This is a genomic window from Staphylococcus pseudintermedius, from assembly GCF_001792775.2.
Classification (GTDB): Bacteria; Bacillota; Bacilli; order Staphylococcales; family Staphylococcaceae; genus Staphylococcus; species Staphylococcus pseudintermedius.
Genome location: NZ_MLGE02000021.1, coordinates 14,667 through 32,725 on the forward strand (window position 1 = coordinate 14,667; position 18,059 = coordinate 32,725).

Annotated in this window: 17 protein-coding genes; 3 read left to right on the forward strand and 14 right to left on the reverse strand. The window is 35.0% G+C overall.

Annotated elements, in window-relative coordinates:
* Window positions 1-14: 14 nt before the first annotated feature.
* The 7 genes from BJK46_RS11380 to BJK46_RS11410 all read right to left on the reverse strand — a co-directional run bounded on the left by BJK46_RS11380 (window position 15) and on the right by BJK46_RS11410 (window position 7,495).
* Window positions 15-554, reverse strand: coding sequence for a helix-turn-helix domain-containing protein (locus BJK46_RS11380; protein WP_015728957.1), 540 nt, complete (start codon window positions 552-554; stop codon window positions 15-17).
* Between the two features lie 102 nt (window positions 555-656).
* The gene (locus BJK46_RS11385; protein WP_014614245.1) at window positions 657-929 is read right to left on the reverse strand and encodes a UPF0223 family protein; all 273 of its coding nucleotides are present in this window, start codon (window positions 927-929) and stop codon (window positions 657-659) included.
* Window positions 930-1,738: 809 nt separating this feature from the next.
* Window positions 1,739-3,145, reverse strand: a complete 1,407-nt coding sequence (gene lpdA / locus BJK46_RS11390; RefSeq protein WP_014614246.1) for a dihydrolipoyl dehydrogenase — start codon at window positions 3,143-3,145, stop codon at window positions 1,739-1,741.
* A gap of 3 nt (window positions 3,146-3,148) precedes the next feature.
* A complete protein-coding gene (locus BJK46_RS11395; RefSeq protein ID WP_101485376.1) occupies window positions 3,149-4,450 on the reverse strand; it encodes a dihydrolipoamide acetyltransferase family protein in 1,302 nt (433 codons plus the stop codon).
* Between the two features lie 155 nt (window positions 4,451-4,605).
* Window positions 4,606-5,583 (reverse strand): alpha-ketoacid dehydrogenase subunit beta, encoded by a 978-nt coding sequence (locus BJK46_RS11400; protein WP_014614248.1) that lies wholly within the window; start codon window positions 5,581-5,583, stop codon window positions 4,606-4,608.
* 3 nt (window positions 5,584-5,586) lie between these two features.
* Window positions 5,587-6,699 (reverse strand): pyruvate dehydrogenase (acetyl-transferring) E1 component subunit alpha, encoded by a 1,113-nt coding sequence (pdhA, locus tag BJK46_RS11405; RefSeq protein ID WP_014614249.1) that lies wholly within the window; start codon window positions 6,697-6,699, stop codon window positions 5,587-5,589.
* A gap of 163 nt (window positions 6,700-6,862) precedes the next feature.
* Window positions 6,863-7,495, reverse strand: a complete 633-nt coding sequence (locus tag BJK46_RS11410; protein WP_015728956.1) for a YkyA family protein — start codon at window positions 7,493-7,495, stop codon at window positions 6,863-6,865.
* Between the two features lie 246 nt (window positions 7,496-7,741).
* Here BJK46_RS11410 and def point away from each other — a divergent pair, with 246 nt between their 5' ends.
* Window positions 7,742-8,293 (forward strand): peptide deformylase, encoded by a 552-nt coding sequence (def, locus tag BJK46_RS11415; RefSeq protein ID WP_014614251.1) that lies wholly within the window; start codon window positions 7,742-7,744, stop codon window positions 8,291-8,293.
* A 613-nt stretch (window positions 8,294-8,906) separates the two neighbouring features.
* Here the strand turns inward: def and BJK46_RS11420 are convergent.
* Window positions 8,907-9,185, reverse strand: coding sequence for a hypothetical protein (locus BJK46_RS11420; protein ID WP_233510002.1), 279 nt, complete (start codon window positions 9,183-9,185; stop codon window positions 8,907-8,909).
* Between the two features lie 332 nt (window positions 9,186-9,517).
* Here BJK46_RS11420 and BJK46_RS11425 point away from each other — a divergent pair, with 332 nt between their 5' ends.
* Both BJK46_RS11425 and rnjA read left to right on the forward strand, forming a co-directional pair.
* Window positions 9,518-9,733, forward strand: coding sequence for a DNA-dependent RNA polymerase subunit epsilon (locus BJK46_RS11425; protein WP_014614254.1), 216 nt, complete (start codon window positions 9,518-9,520; stop codon window positions 9,731-9,733).
* Entirely contained in the window at window positions 9,733-11,412 is a 1,680-nt protein-coding gene (rnjA, locus tag BJK46_RS11430; protein ID WP_014614255.1) for a ribonuclease J1, read from the forward strand. Before BJK46_RS11425 ends, rnjA begins: the two co-directional genes overlap by 1 nt.
* A gap of 453 nt (window positions 11,413-11,865) precedes the next feature.
* On the opposite strand, the gene BJK46_RS12230 is transcribed toward rnjA, so the two are convergent.
* From BJK46_RS12230 to ltrA, 6 genes are all read right to left on the reverse strand, one after another.
* Entirely contained in the window at window positions 11,866-12,009 is a 144-nt protein-coding gene (locus BJK46_RS12230; protein WP_157929437.1) for a hypothetical protein, read from the reverse strand.
* A gap of 49 nt (window positions 12,010-12,058) precedes the next feature.
* Window positions 12,059-13,006 carry an NAD(P)/FAD-dependent oxidoreductase gene (locus BJK46_RS11435; protein ID WP_037543317.1) on the reverse strand — a complete coding sequence of 316 codons (948 nt, stop codon included), beginning with the start codon at window positions 13,004-13,006 and terminating at the stop codon, window positions 12,059-12,061.
* Window positions 13,003-14,241 carry an MFS transporter gene (locus BJK46_RS11440; RefSeq protein WP_037543320.1) on the reverse strand — a complete coding sequence of 413 codons (1,239 nt, stop codon included), beginning with the start codon at window positions 14,239-14,241 and terminating at the stop codon, window positions 13,003-13,005. The genes BJK46_RS11435 and BJK46_RS11440 overlap by 4 nt, the downstream gene beginning before the upstream one ends.
* Window positions 14,238-15,578 carry an alkaline phosphatase family protein gene (locus BJK46_RS11445; protein WP_129923939.1) on the reverse strand — a complete coding sequence of 447 codons (1,341 nt, stop codon included), beginning with the start codon at window positions 15,576-15,578 and terminating at the stop codon, window positions 14,238-14,240. The genes BJK46_RS11440 and BJK46_RS11445 overlap by 4 nt, the downstream gene beginning before the upstream one ends.
* The gene (locus BJK46_RS11450; protein WP_037543326.1) at window positions 15,562-16,653 is read right to left on the reverse strand and encodes a type III PLP-dependent enzyme domain-containing protein; all 1,092 of its coding nucleotides are present in this window, start codon (window positions 16,651-16,653) and stop codon (window positions 15,562-15,564) included. The genes BJK46_RS11445 and BJK46_RS11450 overlap by 17 nt, the downstream gene beginning before the upstream one ends.
* 156 nt (window positions 16,654-16,809) lie before the next feature.
* On the reverse strand, window positions 16,810-18,059 hold a 1,250-nt coding region (gene ltrA / locus BJK46_RS11455), incomplete at its 5' end, for a group II intron reverse transcriptase/maturase (RefSeq protein ID WP_112424795.1).

Genomic DNA, 18,059 nt, shown 5'->3' on the forward strand with positions numbered 1-18,059 from the left:
TTCTTTAAAACCTCCTATAAATACGATGACGTTGCAACAATCATCAATTTCGCACTCACTTGACTTGTATTCGATAAACGATGAGTAGCCAGCGCTTTAAAATATAATGCATCTCCCTTTTCTGCAGTATATTGTTGCTCCCCTAAAGTTAAAGTCACTGCCCCTTCTAAACAATAGACGAAAGTATCTGATGTTGAGGGCTGAAAATCTTTATATGATGCGTGTGGTTCTAATGTGAGCAATAATGGCTCCATATCAAACTCATTTGAACGCTTCACAGGCCACTGCAAATAATATCCCTTTTCATCTTCACAATAACTTAACTGTTCACTTTTCGGATAATGCACTTTCGCTACTTGTTTGTCATCAAAAAAATCGCGTGGTGACGTTCCAAGCACCTCTAAAATATTTAAAAAAGTTTCCATATTGGGTGACGTTTTATTACTTTCTATTTGAGAAATATAACCTTTAGATAGATCCGTGCGTTCTCCAAGTTCCTCTTGCGTTAAGTTTTTTAAACGTCTTAAATTTTTTATCTTTTGTCCAATCTCCATAGAGTCCCTCCACTCAAAAAAAGCGACTTGTTTACTTTTACTAAACATTTTGTTTAATGCTTAATAAAAATAACAAATCGCGCACTAAATTACAATACCTTTTTAGCTGTTCTTTAAAGTTTTTTGATCAGGATGTTGTTTCGCTTCTTGAATGACTTGATAACTGTCGTAGCCACTCTGCTTTTTAAAATCATTGAAGAGATTTTTTTCGTCTGCTTTGCCTGGGACAACTTGTTTAAATTCTCGGTATCGTGTCATGAGTGTGTCACGTTCAATTTGGCTTTCGTAATACGATTCGATGGCGTTAAAAAATGAGACGACAGCCACCATTTCTTCTTGAGACCAATCGACATCTATCGGATATGTGTATTCCATCATTTCACTCCTTTATGATTGAATTTTTATGTTGACTATAAATCATTTTGTGCCAGTTTTAAAGTGCTTGGGTAGGGAAAATAAAAATAATGATACTATTGATACATTATTTTGTCTAACTTGCCCTCTTCTTGCTATTTATATTTTTGATTACCTTTATGCTTCCCTTTCCAAGGTGCTGTCCCTTTAACTCGCTAAAGTTTGATTAAACGGTTACATTTGTTGCGGCGTTAGTGAATCTTGGGATCAGTACAGAAATCTCATGTTCAACAAAGATTTCGTCGTACTGCACCCGTAAGGATGACTCGACTTCTCAAAAGCGAGTGCCTTGAGAAGTCTGACAGCAACTGCAATAAATAGTAATCACTATTAAAGTAAAGAAGTGGTTGTTAGCAGTATGCACGCATTCTATCAAGAGGGTCAGCATTCTGGGCAACCTTACAACAAATAAAGCGGAAGATGATGGAGAGTTTATGTCATCAAGTAAATCAATAGCATCTATGTTTTATATCCAATTCATTCTCGTTTTATGTCTGTTCTGTCATCAATAATGGCTACAAATCCATCAATAGGATTGGGACTGGGAAAACCTGGTATACCAACCCCATTGCGCTTCTATTCGCTTTATATCATGTTGTTGTGTATATGCGTGTTCAAACAAAGCATGTTTAATTCAAACATGTATATAAAATGTTTTGAAAAAGCGAGCAAACAAATTTATTTAAGTAACCCATAACCAAACAACAAATTCTATTAAATAAAAAAGAGACTGCACAATTCTGCACAGCCCCTTATCTATTCAACTATTATTACATTGTGTGAATTGGTAAACCTAAAGCTTTTTCAGCAGCTTCCATGCTCATTTCACCTAATGTTGGGTGAGCATGAACTGTTAAAGCGATATCTTCAGCATTCATACCCGCTTCAATTGCTAAACCAAGTTCAGCGATAACGTCTGAAGCGTTTGTACCCACAACTTGTGCACCAATAAGCGTGTCATCTTCTTTAAGCGTCACAAGTTTAACGAAACCGTTTGTATCATTTAATGATAATGCACGGCCGTTTGCTTGGTAAGGGAATTTAGAAGCTTTGATATCAAGACCTTCTTCTTTCGCTTGTGCTTCAGTATAACCTACTTGTGCTAATTCTGGCTCAGTGAAACATACTGCAGGCATACCGATGTAATCCACTTCTGAATTTTGTCCTGCAATCGCTTCAGCTGCTACTTTAGCTTCGTAGCTTGCTTTGTGTGCGAGTGGTAAGCCTGGAACGATATCACCAATTGCATAGATACTGTCAACAGATGTACGGCTTTGTTTGTCAACTTCAACTAAACCGCGGTCAGTTAATTTCACGCCAACTTCTTCTAAACCAAGTTCGTCAGTGTTTGGACGACGACCTACAGTTACTAATACGTAGTCAGCTTCGATTGTTTTTTCTTCACCTTTAACTTCGTAAGTCACTTTAACACCATTATCAGTTTCTTCAGCTGATTTAGCTAAAGCTTCTGTTTCGATGATCATGCCTTTTGCTTTCATTTCTTTTTTAACTGGTGCAACCATTTGTTTTTCGAAACCACCAAGGATTTCTTTTGCACCTTCAAGAATTGTCACTTCAGTACCGAAGTTAGCATAGGCAGTACCTAATTCTGAACCGATGTAGCCGCCACCAACGACAACTAATTTTTTAGGCACTTCTTGTAAGTTTAACGCACCAGTAGAGTCAAGGATACGACCACCAAATTCGAAGTTAGGAATTTGAATTGGACGTGAACCTGTTGCTACGATAGCATTTTTGAAGTTGTAAGTTTGTGCGCTCTTATCGTCCATTACACGTAAGCTGTGTTCATCAACGAAGTAAGCTTCACCGCGAACGATTTCAACTTTGTTTCCTTTTAATAATGATTCAACACCGCCAGTTAATTTGCTAACAACTGAACCTTTAAAAGATTGTACTTTATCGAAATCTAAAGATACATTCTCAGCTGTGATACCTAAATCCGCACCATGTTGCGCTTGTTCGAAACGGTGAGATACGTTTAACAATGCTTTTGAAGGAATACAACCTACGTTTAAGCATACGCCACCTAAATTGCCTTTTTCAACGATCGTTACTTTTTGACCTAACTGTGCTGCACGGATTGCTGCAACATAGCCACCAGGACCTGCCCCAATGACAATAGTATCTGTTTCAATTGGAAAATCTCCGACTACCATATTTTACCCCTCCATTAATAATAGTTCTGGATTGTTTAATAAACGTTTGATGTGGTTCATTGCGTTTTGACCAGTTGCACCATCAATTTGTCTGTGGTCAAAGCTTAGTGATAATGCTAACACAGGTGCTGCAACGATTTCGCCATCTTTAACGATTGGTTTTTGAGCGATTCGACCAATACCTAAGATTGCAACTTCTGGGTGGTTGATAACTGGTGTGAACCATTGGCCACCTGCAGAACCGATGTTACTAATTGTACATGTTGCACCTTTCATTTCGTCAGATGTTAATTTACCGTCACGAGCTTTGACAGCAAGTTCGTTAATTTCATCTGAGATTTGGAAGATTGATTTACGGTCAGCATGTTTAACAACAGGTACTAAAAGACCTCTGTCAGTGTCTGCTGCGATACCAATGTTCCAGTAATGTTTTTGTACAACTTCGCCAGCTTCTTCGTTAAATGAAGTGTTAAGTGCTGGGTATTTTTTCAATGCTGATACTAAAGCTTTAACAACATAAGGTAAGAATGTTAATTTAGTACCTTGTTCAGCTGCAATTTCTTTGAATTTCTTACGGTGATCCCATAACTCTTGAACATCAATTTCGTCCATTAATGTTACGTGAGGTGCAGTATGCTTAGAGTTCACCATTGCTTTTGCGATTGCTTTACGCATTGCAGAGATTTTCTCAGTTGTTTCAGGGAATTCACCTTCAGTTGAAACTGCTGGTGCTGATGCTGCTGGTTCAGTTGATGCTTCTGAAGATTCAGCTGATGCAGTATCTTGAGCTGTCGCTGCTTGTTCGCCACCATTTAAGTATGCATCTACATCTTCTTTAGTAATTCTACCATTTTTACCTGTACCATTAACAGCTTTAATGTTCACATTATTGTCACGTGCATATTTACGCACTGATGGCATTGCTTTTACTTGTCTGTTTTCATCCACTTCTACAGCTTCTTGAGCAGCTGGTGCCGCTTCTTCTTGAGGTGCTTCTTCTTTAGCTTCTTCAGCTTTTGCAGGCGCATCATTACTATGTCCGCCTTTGAACTCCATTTCTTCAGCGTCAGGTGCATCTATTTTAACAATGATGTCACCTACAACAGCTACAGTACCTTCTTCAACTAACACTTCAAGTACTGTACCACTTACAGGTGATGGGATTTCTACAACTGATTTATCATTTTGTACTTCACATAGTACGTCATCTTCTTCAATAGTGTCTCCAGCTTTAACGAACCACTTTACGATTTCACCTTCGTGGATACCTTCACCAATATCGGGTAATCTAAATTCAAATGCCACGTTCTTTCCTCCTAAATAATTAAATTATAAATAATACTTTGTTTACACACATATAGGAGAAGAAACGAAAAATCATTTCATTCTCCATATGCAAGGGCGTGGGACAGAAAACTGATGTCACAGTCCTCTTTTCCACTCTTCTCAAAAATTACACATTAAAATTCTAAAGTTTTCTTCGCTTGTTCAACGATGTCAGTTTTGTTTGGTAACCAAACGTTTTCAGCTTGTGTAAATGGATAAATTGTATCTGGCGCTGCAACACGGCCGATCGGTGCTTCTAATGAAAGAATTGCACGTTCTGATAATTCAGCGACAACATTTGCACCTACACCTGCTTGTTTTTGTGCTTCTTGAACAACAATAACACGGCCTGTTTTTTCAACTGATTTTACAAGTGTGTCAACGTCTAATGGTTGAACTGTACGTAAGTCAATCACTTCAACAGAATGGCCATCTTTTTCAAGTTCTTCAGCAGCCTTCATTGACTCTTGAACCATTGCACCATAAGTGATGATTGTTAAGTCAGTACCTTCACGTTTAACATTCGCTTTACCAATTTCGATTGTGTACTCTTCTTCAGGTACTTCTTCACGGAATGAACGGTATAATTTCATGTGCTCTAAATATACGACTGGGTCATTGCTACGGATACTTTCGATTAATAAACCTTTTGCATCGTATGGACCTGATGGAATCACCACTTTTAAACCTGGTGATTGCGCTAAAATACCTTCTAAGTTATCAGCGTGCAGTTCTGGTGTATGTACACCACCACCGAATGGCGCACGAACTGTAACTGGAGCTACTTTTGAGTTACCTGAACGGAAACGATGACGTGCGATTTGTCCTGCAACAGAATCGAACACTTCAAATACGAAACCTAAGAATTGGACTTCCATAATTGGACGGTATCCTTGAGTTGAAAGACCTAACGCTAAACCACCGATACCAGATTCAGCTAAAGGCGTGTCAAATACACGGTCTTCACCGAATTCTTTTTGCAAGCCCTCAGTTACACGGAATACACCACCGTTTACACCAACGTCTTCACCAAATAACAAAGTGTTTTCGTCATTTTTAAGTTCAGTTGCTAGCGCGTTGTTAATCGCTTGAACCATTGTCATTTGTGCCATGGCCTATTTCGACTCCTTCTCTTTGTAGATTTCATATTGTTCTTTTAAGTTTGCAGGCATCTCTTCATACATGATTTCCATTAATGAAGTCACTGTTTGTTTTTCAGTGCTGTCAGCCTCTTTGATCGCAGCTTTGATTTCATTTTTAGCTTGTTCAATCACTTCATTTTCTTTTTCTTCAGACCATAAGCCTTTGTTTTCTAAGAATTTTCTGAAGCGAACAAGTGGATCTTTTTTCTCCCACTCTGAATCTTCATCAGATGTTCTGTATTTCGTTGGGTCGTCCCCAGCCATTGTATGCGGACCATAACGATATGTCATTGTCTCGATTAATGTTGGACCTTCACCATTGATAGCACGGTCGCGAGCTTCTTTCGTTGCTTGGTATACTGCTAATGCATCCATACCGTCAACTTGAATACCAGGGATACCTACTGCAATCGCTTTTTGAGCCAATGTTTGCGCTGCAGTTTGTTTATCACGCGGTGTTGAAATCGCGTAATTGTTATTTTGAATCACGAAAATTGCAGGCACTTTGTACGCTGAAGCAAAGTTGATACCTTCATAGAAATCACCTTGTGAAGAACCACCGTCTCCTGTATACGTAATCGCAACTGCTTTTTTACCGCGTTTTTTAAGTCCTAATGCAACACCAGCTGTTTGGATGTATTGCGCACCGATAATGATTTGTGGACTTAACGCGTTCACACCTTCAGGCATTTGGTTCCCTACGAAGTGACCACGTGAGAATAAGAAAGCTTTTGTTAATGGTAAGCCATGCCAAATTAATTGTGGTACATCACGGTAACCAGGAAGAATAAAGTCTTCTTGCTCTAATGCGAATTGTGAAGCAAGTTGTGATGCTTCTTGACCAGCAGTTGGTGCATAGAAACCTAAACGTCCTTGTCTATTTAATGAGATTGAACGTTGGTCTAAAATACGTGTCCAAACCATTCTTCTCATTAATTCTACTAACTGCTCATCCGATAAGTCCGGAAGTAAATCTTCATTTGTTACATTTCCATCTGCATCTAAGATTTGAACCATTTCAAATTTTGCCTCAGTATCTTTCAATACTTTTTCAGCATCGAACTGGTTGTTTAACTTAGTAACCATGCAATTCACCATACCTTTCCCGTATATAAAATAAATAACATTCGACTTACTCTAGTGTAACACAAAATATACGAACTGTTAAACAGTTTTCCTAAAGTTCTGTAACACTTGATAACACAACAGTAGAAGCAACTGTTATACCAATCCTTTCAAACTGTTATAGTTATTTGTTAGCGATTTCATCAACGTCTTGCTTTTCTGTTTGTACTTTACGAATTGCTTTTGTATAGTCCTCTACTTTTTTCTGCATATTTTTTTGAACATCAGATAACGCTTTAGAACGTTTGTCGACTTCCTCTTGTGAACCTGAATCTTCTTTAAAATAACTGAACAAATCTTTTTCTTTGTTGATGACATCTTGATAGCCTTTAACGAAAGCATCGTGTTTTTTATTTTTTTCTTCAATGGCTTTGTTCAATTCATCAAACTCTTTTTTATCATCTTCATCTTCAATTTTGTTCGACTCTGCTTTTGCCTTTTCGAAAGCTTTTTTAGAATGATTCATCGCTTCAACTTCTTTTTTTAATTGCTTTTCACGCTTTTTCGCATTATCGAGTACTTGATCCACTTTATCTTGGACTTCAGCAATGTTTTTACCACTAATTTCTTTTGATAGCTTTTCTTTTTCTTTCTCAAGTTTATTCATTTCTTTATTAACTTCTTGAATCGGTGCTTCAGCTTTTTGCATATTTTCAAGTCCGTCATTGTACTTTTCAATATGTTCACCATCTTTGCTACAAGCTGCCAATAAAAATGTTGTTGCAACTGCTACTCCAATTGTTTTATGAAATTTCATTCTGGAGACCTCCTTATCTGTCACTCGTAATATTAATGAAAATAACGTTATAATTCAAATATTGATTCGTACATTTTTCGTTCTTTTACACATTTTTCAAGGACATACGCACAATGTTCCCTTTATAATACGTATTAAATGCAGAAGTTAAAAAATACATCTATATACGATTTTAATTTTGAAAGTTTTCGACTATCACTTTATGGAATTTTTTTGATATATTATTAAATAAGGAAGGTGTCAAAAATGTTAACAATGAAAGATATTATTAGAGATGGACATCCTACACTTCGCCAAAGAGCAAAAGAAGTGGAGTTCCCATTAACTGAAGAAGAACGACAAACTTTATTAGATATGCAAACTTTTTTAAAAAATAGTCAAGACCCAGAAATTGCTGAAAAATATCAATTACGTAGTGGGGTTGGATTAGCAGCACCTCAAATTAATGTACCGAAACGCATGTTTGCGGTTTATTTACCTGATGATGGTGAAGGACATTCATATGATTTTGCGATTGTAAACCCAAAAATTGTGAGTCATAGTGTTCAAGATGCGTATTTGCCAACAGGTGAAGGTTGCTTGAGCGTGGACGAAGATGTTCCAGGCCTTGTTCATCGCCATTACCGTATCAAACTTAAAGGTTATGATATTGATGGCAATGAGATCAACTTACGCTTGAAAGGTTATCCAGCGATTGTAGTACAACATGAATTGGACCATCTTAACGGCGTACTGTTTTATGATCATATCGACCAAGAACATCCATTGCAACCTAAAAATGGTGCGATGGAAGTTTAAGAATAACAAACTATTTAAAACGATTAAAAAGGTAGCGGATGGAATATAAGAATTGGGTTGCCATCATAGCCTCGCGTTTATAGGGGCTGGCCCTTCAACTTACTAACGCTTGATTAAACTATTACATTTAGTGAGGACTTAGTGGATTTTGGGAACAGTACAGAAATCTCATGTGTAGCAAAGATTTCGTCGTACTGCCCCCTCGCGGCTGACTCGACTTCGCATAAGCGTGTACATTGAGAAATCAGATAGCTGCTGCGATAAACAGCAACCACTTTTAATGTAAAGAAGTAACTGTTAGCAGTATGCACGCATTTCCTCAGGTGCCTCAGTCTTCTGGGTAACCTTATATGAAATACAGTGGAACTGAGGCAAGTTTATGAAATCATGAAAACAAGAGCATCCATTTTCATCTAATTTGCCTTTATTTTTCGGTCGTTTTATCATCTTTAATGGTGCAACGCCATATGTATATAGGGATTGGGAAAATGTAATATCCCAGTCCCATTCCTATTTTCATTTGCACAATGTTGTAGGATAAAAAAAGAGCGGTAAAGTCAATCCTTCGCCGCTGTTTGATTCGTTGTGATGCTATTTCGACTCATCCGATACGTTACATAAACATGTCTCTACGTTGTTTATAACGAATCCCCTCTTCTTCCAATGCCTTTTTAAGTGTTTCAAATGTTTCAATATCCAAAAATTCAGGGTCATGATTGTGTTTTCTGAAATAATGTGCTTCTTGCGTCGCCATTTGAACTTCTTCATACTCAAAAAACATCGTTACTTCATTACGTCTTACTTCAAATTGAATTTCACACAAAAACTTATCTTCCCGGTTCCGTTCGTTTTTAACTTCTTCTAGTAATTGACTCGCACTTTTCATCTTCATCACCTATTTCGGGGAATTTTAAATGAGATTCCATTCATTTAATTATAAGATACTCTCTAGTTTATCACATTCCGCTTTATTTATTCGATAACATCATGTAAAATAAAACCAACTGGGCTGTATGCGCACATCGCCATACACTCAAACGAGAACGGAAATTTAATAACCGCTATACATATTGAAAATGAGCTGTGAGTGACTGGTGAATTGAATGATGTAGACATTCCTAGAGATGCATATTCGATTCATGTTTTTTATTTTCACTGTTCATTTCAATTGTTCAAGCATATCCATCAATTAAAGATAAGTGATTCAACTTAGGAGGAAAATATATGTCAATTTTTAAAGTTTTTTATCAACATAATCGCGATGAAGTCATCGTACGTGAAAATACACAAAGCATTTATGTTGAAGCACAATCTGAAGAACAAGTTCGTCGTTATTTGAAAGAACGCAACTATAATATTGAATTCATAACTAAATTAGAGGGCGCACATTTAGAGTATGAACAACAATCCGAACGTTTTAATGTGGAGCGCGCGCAATAATGAAACAACTTCAAAAAAATGAAGTTGGCGTATACGCATTAGGTGGTTTAGGTGAAATTGGTAAAAACACTTACGCCATCGAGTATAAAGATGAAATTGTAATCATTGACGCAGGAATCAAATTCCCCGATGATAATTTACTCGGTATCGACTATGTCATACCTGACTACACGTATCTTGAACAAAACCAAGATAGAATTGTAGGCTTAATTATCACACATGGTCACGAGGATCATATCGGTGGTGTGCCCTACCTGCTCAAAAAGATTAATGTACCAATTTACAGCGGTCCACTCGCACTCGGTTTAATTCGTAATAAATTAGAAGAACATCATTTATTACGCCAAGCTGAATTGATTGAAATTGATGAAGATACTGTCATTGATTCAAAACATTTTAAAGTGAGTTTTTATTTGACAACACATAGTATTCCTGAAACATACGGTGTTATTGTCGATACGCCTGAAGGTAAAATCGTGCATACTGGTGACTTTAAGTTTGACTTCACACCCGTCGGCGCACCAGCCAATATTGGTAAAATGGCGCAACTCGGTGATGAAGGTGTACTCTGTTTACTTTCTGACTCTACCAATTCACTCGTACCAGACTTTACACTAAGTGAACGTGAAGTCGGTCAAAACGTAGATAAAATTTTCCGTAATTGTACAGGACGTATTATTTTTGCGACTTTCGCGTCAAACATTTATCGTGTGCAACAAGCCGTCGAAGCCGCAGTTAAATACAACCGTAAAATCGTGACGTTTGGACGTTCGATGGAAAATAATATCAAAATCGGAACAGAGTTAGGGTATATTAAAGCACCCCCTGAAACATTTGTTGAGCCAAACAAAATTAATAGCATTCCAAAGCATGAATTATTAATTTTATGTACAGGCTCGCAAGGTGAACCGATGGCGGCGTTATCACGTATCGCAAATGGTACACATAAGCAGATTAAAATCATTCCTGAAGACACGGTTGTATTCAGTTCGTCACCTATTCCAGGTAATACGAAAAGCATTAACCGCACGATCAATGCCTTGTATCAAGCTGGCGCTGAAGTCATTCATAGTAAGATTTCAAACATCCATACGTCTGGTCACGGCTCTCAAGGTGATCAACAGTTGATGTTACGCTTAATTAGACCGAAATATTTCTTACCAATCCACGGTGAATATCGTATGCTCGTTGCACACGGTCAAACAGGTGTGGACTGTGGAGTACCAGAAGAAAATGTCTTCATCCATGATATCGGTGACGTTCTTGCGTTGACACGAGACAGTGCACGTACAGCAGGCCGTATCCCATCAGGTAATGTATTAGTCGATGGTAGTGGTATTGGTGATATTGGGAATGTTGTCATTCGCGACCGTAAGTTATTGTCTGAAGAAGGATTAGTCATTGTCGTGGTTAGCATTGACTTCAACAAAAACCAACTGTTATCAGGTCCAGACATTATTTCACGTGGCTTTGTCTACATGCGAGAATCTGGTCAATTGATTTACGACGCCCAAAAGAAAATTAAGCAAGATGTCATCTATAAATTGAATAACAACGAAAACATTCAGTGGCATCAAGTGAAATCATCTATTATCGAAACATTACAACCGTACTTATTTGAGAAAACAGCACGTAAACCAATGATTTTACCAGTCATTATGAAAGTGAATGAAAAATAGATATATCAATAAGGAAACGAGTCTAGGACAACAATATGCCTAGACTCGTTAATTTTATGTATAAAGGGTTGAAAAACGCAATGTCGTTAGTCCTATACATGAGAGATTTTTTATACAACGATCTATCGCTATTACCAATCAAACTTTTTGTCTTCTTTAATTTTATATCTCAGTGCGATTGTTTGAGTCCGACTTCCTTCAGATTCCACTTGTCAATAGACACCCTTGTTTTTCGCTAACAGTTCCTACTACCAAGCCTGTAACAGACTTTCACCGTCAAGATGTCACCCATGCCGAGCGCACTAAAAAATGCAGGAAAAACAGCACTTTCATTCCGCTATTTTCCTACATTTTATAACTGCCATTTACAAAAGGAATCTAGAAATCATATCTATATCCTAGACTCCAACAAATTTTGGGGTTAGTCCCAGATTCAAATAGATAAAGTACATCTTAGTATACTTTGTCCACTACCTCTAACTTAGGCAATTCCAATCCTGATTCTGATACTTCTTCTGGGGAAAGCTCTTCATTAATAATACTTAAGTCAATTTCCATATTTTCCATTGAAAGTTCTCTTGGATTAATATTTATCATTTAAACCACCCTCCTTCACTTTGAATATAACATAAATAAACTGAATTGTCTATTTTCTTTGTTTTTTTAAAATATTCAGCCAGGAATTGTTCCAATCCGCTTCCCTAGGAAACCATGGAAACCTTCCTGTGGGTTCAGAAATAATAACTTTATTTATTTTTCTTCCTATGTCTAACGATGCAATTTGAGCAGTAGACAAACATATTGGAATACCTGTTATTATGTTTGAATTAGTTCCAACGGCGTATAAACCACTTATATTAGTTTCACAGAATTCATTGGTATATATAAATCCTAAATCCTCTTTTAATTCAGGGATATTTATTTTAGGAGTAGAAGAATTTAAAATTTTATAAGAATTATAATCAATAACAATACCATCAAAATTACTCATCATTTCATTTGGTATGGATAAATCTAAAAACTTTTTCTCATAACTTCCTAAAGGTTCAACAATTATCTTAATTTTTTCTAAATACTTGTATTCTTCCAATTCTTTTTTCAAATCTTTGAGTGATTTTTTATAACTACCATATAGTATTATTTTCTTCCATCCTTTTTCTTTGATATCCTCTATCATAAATTTCGCATTGTGAAGTCCTATTAATACTTTATTGCTATTTAAGCTCTCCGGTGTACTAAAGATTCCATTAGCTAATATTACAAATCTAGCAGTAAAAATTTTCGAGTTGGTTTTTATTAAAAATTTATCATTACATATTTTTTCAATATTAGTTACTTCTTCATTTGAATGAAAATGTACATTTAAATTTTTAGCTTCGTTATATAAATTACTGATTAAATTAGATCCTGAAAATGACCACTGCTTTGATATTTGTATATGTGCATATCGTGTAAATCCACCTATAAGACCTTTTTCTATTATTCCAACAGAAATATTTTCTTCAACGTTCTGGGTAGGTATACCTCTCTTCAAAATAATACTTGAATAAATACCTGCTGGTCCAGCACCTATTATTATAACATCATAATTCACAACTGCTCATCTCCCGTCATCATTAAGTCATTCATTTTCTTAATATCTTTATCAATTACATAAAAAATCGAAATTACTAAACACGCAATACTCACTAAAATAAAATTGATATTGATCGTACCAAAAAGTTGAGGTAAAATCCCACCAGTGAACGCCCCAAATGGTATCAAAATACTCAGTAATGTCTCATTTGTAGTTGCTACACGACCTAGCATATTTTGAGGTGGCAATAATTGAAACGCGTTGATAAAAGCTAAGTTGATTATTCCAATCATGATATTTGAAACTAAAAACATCGGTAATATATAAACATAACTTACATTAATGAATAGGTAAATGCATAACCATATAATGAACAGTATGAAAAAGCTGCTAAATAGTAATTTGCTAAACTTGATATATCTAATGATTCTTGGTCCTACTAGGTAACCTAATATGAGCCCTAGACCATTAACAAATAAAATCAATGAAAACACTTTACTATCATTTCCTTCAAGCACAGCTATTTTAGGATAAATTACCGTTACAGCTGAGAGAGAAAAGTTGATAATGGACAAAGGAAGCAAAAGTTTTAATATTTTAGGACGCGATACGTAGATCATCCCTTCTTTTAAATCTGCTAAATAACGACTTAATATTCGGTCGCTAGCTTCTATATTGTCTTTATGATGAATTGTTGTTGAATTTAACCTAAGCAGTTTAAACACAAAAAAGGCCACAACAAATATGATGACATTAAACGAAAAGATATTCACTATCAAAAATATACTGAGTAAAACCCCAACTAAAGCATCTAATACCACATCTAGTCCCTTATATGTCATTTGAAATATTGCATTATATTTAACCACTTGACGCGCATCAGTAGATAATTTAGGAATAAGTACACTTTCTGCAGGATAAATCACAGACGAAAATAGTGTAGACATACTTAACAATATGTACAAAATAAGCAAATGATGATGATCTAATAAGAAATACAAAGACATCAGTATCACTATAAAAACTTGTGCAAGTGTACTAATACATAAGATTTTTTTAATATTATATCTATCTAAAATGGGCCCTAAAAAGAACATAAATACATCAATAACCCCTACGATGACACCAATGATGCCTAAGTATAACGTGTTATGATAAGTGACAGCGACATACCACGTTAATGAGATGAGTACGATACTATCTCCAATATTTGTTAGCACTCGTCCCAAAAGTAACTTGTGAACTTCTTTCATTTCACCCACTCCACATATTTTTTAACAAAATCATTTTTCTTCAAATTATTTGTTTTTTTAAAACTATCTAATAGCAAATAATATTTGGCTCCTTTTAAATGTCCAATAGCAATTTTAAACACACACAATCCACTATTTGCATCTTTAAAATATTGAGCTGAAATGTTTCTAAATCCAAAACTATCTCTCACATCTAAATTTAAGGAGAATTTTTCCATATCTTTTTTCAAATAATTCAAAAACGCATTATTAAATTTTTCTGAAGGTGTTGTTAATTTAACAAAAATAAATGGCAAACCATAATGAACACTATTAACCTTATCTTCACCAAAAATAATTTCTTCAATTATTTCATTATGCAATTCTTTTATTTCATTATAAAAACAAACGTTATTTTCAAGTATCCTTTCACTATAATTATAATTATTCAAAAATAGAGAATTATCTAAAAGAGAAGAATTAAAATCTGATAATCCTGCCCCTGTTACTTGTATATAATTTTGAGTTGTTTTTTCAAAAAACTCGTATAGATCTTGATCATTCTTATTAAAAAACCAAGAAGCTCGTCCGCCATTAGTCATTTCAAAACCTTGTTGTGACAACTTCAGCAATGATTCAACTATAATTACAACTATTTTTTTCAAGTCATAAATTTTATTTATAAATCCTTCTAAATCAAAGCTGTCTCCACATAAACTAATATCAATAATTACAAATAAATATGATTCATCCTTTGATATGCTCTTTATATTATCAATATAATTACTTTCGTTTTTAAAAAAAGAGTATTTTATTGGTTCAAAAAAATAAAAATCGCATTTGATTTTTGAAAGATCTTCACTCCAAAAATAAGAGTTAACACCCATATTTTTTAATAAATAGAACAAATTATTTGTTTCAAAATACCCAATATCAATCAAACCATTTATCTTACCTGAAAAAGCGCTTTTTAAACTTATAACCGTATTACTTATAGCGGCCATTCCACTCGAATATAAGTTTGTAAAACTTTTTATATTCTGAAAGTTATATTTATAGTATTTCTCTAGTCCATTGGACTTGACCATCCTTTCGTATTCATAATTATTAAACTTTACTTCTTCCATGTGGCTATTTTGAATCAATGATCTATAAAGTGATTTACTATTAGTAAACTTTTTTGCCATCCATGTTTCTCTGATAATATTACTGTAATCGTCAAGTATACATTCATTGTTGTATATATTTTTATTTAATTTCATTTCGCTCACTTCAATACCCAATGACTTGGTGATTTTAACAAGGATTGCCATTTCATTATATTGATTAATTAATACGTCTCTATATAAATTCGCCATCATAAAAATACACCTCTGTAGGAAACTCTATGTCATGCAGCCTTTTGCAATTATTTTTAAAATAAGCTCCAAATGGATAAAATAAAATTTTTGTGCCTACAAACATCTCATTCATTTGATGATTTTTCAGAAAAAAATCTTCTTCATAACAAGATGCCCCCCATAAATCAGTTTTATATTTTTTTGAGTTATTTCCATTATTTGCAATAGGATAAGTTAAAAACCACGTTAACAAATTATGTGCTGACACATTAACTACTGCGCTTTGATGATTTTGTCTTTTATCTATATCAATAACTTCCACTAATAAGTAGCCACATTTATCTATAATTAAGCTCCCAGGCTCAATAAATATATCATAATTATCACAATCTATTTCTTCTATTATATTTAGTAATTCTCTATTTAATCTATTTTTATCTGATAAAAACTTCCATCCTCCCCCTAAGTTTATGCTTTTAATATCTTTTTTTAATTCAGTTTCATATATAAATTTTACGCAATTTAATATTTTTTCTATGTCTTTGGAGTCCTTTTCACCACTATGAAAATGTATTCTTTCTATTTTGATGTTGTTATTATTCAGATATTGGATGTTTTCATCTTTCATTAACTCATTAACCGTAATACCAAATCTACTTGAATTGTTATTTTTATATTCTAAAGAGCTTTTATCAATCATAATTCTTATTCCAATTGACTTATCAAATAAAAACCCTCCCAAATTCTTTATTTGGTTTATTGAATTGAAGTCATAAATATAACCATTGTCATAGAGATCTTTAATATCATTATAACTAAATGATGGACCTGTTATTGAAATATGCTTTTTTGTTAACTTTTCGATTAGGTTCAACTCTTGAATTGAAGCACATTCAAATCCACTTATAAATTCATTATTATTTAGAAATTTTAATATTTTATAATTCGAATTAGCTTTAACTGAATATAGCACTTTAATTTTATTGGGAACTTCTTTTTTCAATTTTTCAATATGAGTTAATAAGAAATCTAAATCGTAAATAACCACAGGTGCATTTAGTTTAAAATACATACTTATATTATCTAAATTCACAAAACCCCCCCTTTTAAAGTGAATCCCTACATTTTATGAAAACGTTATCATTTTTTTGATAATCTGTCAATATAAGTAGAATCGAGTATCAAAATAGCCATTAATTAGCTATTCGTCCTCTCACACCACCGAGCGTACGGTTCCGTACTCGGTGGTTCAATATCTTGCGTAAGCCAACTCTGCAAGCTGGGCTAATGGTATTAATCCCCACTTGTAGAGTTGTTTTGTTGTAAGTGCACGATGAACCTCGTGCGTGTTCGATAACCGCCAGTATTTCTTGCGAGACTGTGCGATTTTCATTGCACTTCTGTGGTCAAGACCATATTGACGCAACATCTTATATTTCGTTCTAACTCTTTTCCACCGTTTAAGAATGAGTTGTCTAAGTCGGCGGTTTAACCAAGATTGTGTGGTTTCAAGAAATACTCTGATAAAACCTCTACCAAAGTAATTTATCCAACCTCGCGTCACTTGGTTAATTTCAGTGATAATCTCTTTAAAGGTACCAGGTCTATTTCGTTTCGTTATTTTCCTTAAGGTGCGTATTAAATTTCTTTTTGCTTCCGTAGTCGGTCTGAAACGACAAACCCCATTTACCTTGGTTATTAGACAACTCAAGAACTTTAAACGTGTGACTGCTCCTACTTTACTTTTCTCTTCATTGACCACCAACTTCAGTTGCTTTTCAATGAATTTCGTTACACTCGACATTACACGTTCGCCTGCTCGTTTTGTGCGTACGAAGATGACAAAGTCATCGGCATATCGTACAAATCGGTGTCCACGCTTTTCGAGTTCTTTATCCAGTTCATGTAGATAGATATTACATAGTAAGGGAGAGATAACGCCCCCTTGTGGTGCACCTATCTTTCTTTCTGCGACTTCGCCAGATAGGTCAATGGCACCTACTTGTAAACTTCTACGGATAAATGTGGAAATTGACTTATCTTGAACATGGCGTTCGAACAAATACATGAGCTTATCATGATTTAACATGTCAAAGCACTGTTTCAAATCACAATCCACGGCTATTTTATAGCCTTCTTCGTAGTAGGCAGCACATTGCTTAAGTGCTGTTCCTGTGCTACGATGAGGTCTGAAACCATGGCTATGGTTTGAAAATGTTCGGTCGATGCTTGGTTCAATCACTTGTCTAATGGCTTGTTGTATCACTCTGTCTCTAGCGACAGGAATACCAAGCACACGCATTTTCCCATTTGGTTTGGGAATTTGAACTTTTCGAACTGCTTGAGGTTTGTATGAACCATCAAGCAGTTTTTTCGTTATCCGTGAAAAGTACTGCGCAAAGTGAGCATGAAGTTCACTGACTTTCATGCCGTCAATTCCAGGAGCACCTTTGTTTTTCTTAACTTTCTTGATAGCTTTTTCTATGTTGTCTGGTCTTA

Bases quoted from the DNA above. Each gene is read 5' to 3' on its own strand.
- BJK46_RS11380 (WP_015728957.1), bottom strand. From the start codon at position 554: ATGGAGATTGGACAAAAGATAAAAAATTTAAGACGTTTAAAAAACTTA.
- BJK46_RS11385 (WP_014614245.1), bottom strand. From the start codon at position 929: ATGGAATACACATATCCGATAGATGTCGATTGGTCTCAAGAAGAAATG.
- lpdA (WP_014614246.1), bottom strand. From the start codon at position 3,145: ATGGTAGTCGGAGATTTTCCAATTGAAACAGATACTATTGTCATTGGG.
- BJK46_RS11400 (WP_014614248.1), bottom strand. From the start codon at position 5,583: ATGGCACAAATGACAATGGTTCAAGCGATTAACAACGCGCTAGCAACT.
- pdhA (WP_014614249.1), bottom strand. From the start codon at position 6,699: ATGGTTACTAAGTTAAACAACCAGTTCGATGCTGAAAAAGTATTGAAA.
- BJK46_RS11410 (WP_015728956.1), bottom strand. From the start codon at position 7,495: ATGAAATTTCATAAAACAATTGGAGTAGCAGTTGCAACAACATTTTTA.
- def (WP_014614251.1), top strand. From the start codon at position 7,742: ATGTTAACAATGAAAGATATTATTAGAGATGGACATCCTACACTTCGC.
- BJK46_RS11420 (WP_233510002.1), bottom strand. From the start codon at position 9,185: ATGAAGATGAAAAGTGCGAGTCAATTACTAGAAGAAGTTAAAAACGAA.
- BJK46_RS11425 (WP_014614254.1), top strand. From the start codon at position 9,518: ATGTCAATTTTTAAAGTTTTTTATCAACATAATCGCGATGAAGTCATC.
- rnjA (WP_014614255.1), top strand. From the start codon at position 9,733: ATGAAACAACTTCAAAAAAATGAAGTTGGCGTATACGCATTAGGTGGT.
- BJK46_RS12230 (WP_157929437.1), bottom strand. From the start codon at position 12,009: ATGATAAATATTAATCCAAGAGAACTTTCAATGGAAAATATGGAAATT.
- BJK46_RS11440 (WP_037543320.1), bottom strand. From the start codon at position 14,241: ATGAAAGAAGTTCACAAGTTACTTTTGGGACGAGTGCTAACAAATATT.
- BJK46_RS11445 (WP_129923939.1), bottom strand. From the start codon at position 15,578: ATGGCGAATTTATATAGAGACGTATTAATTAATCAATATAATGAAATG.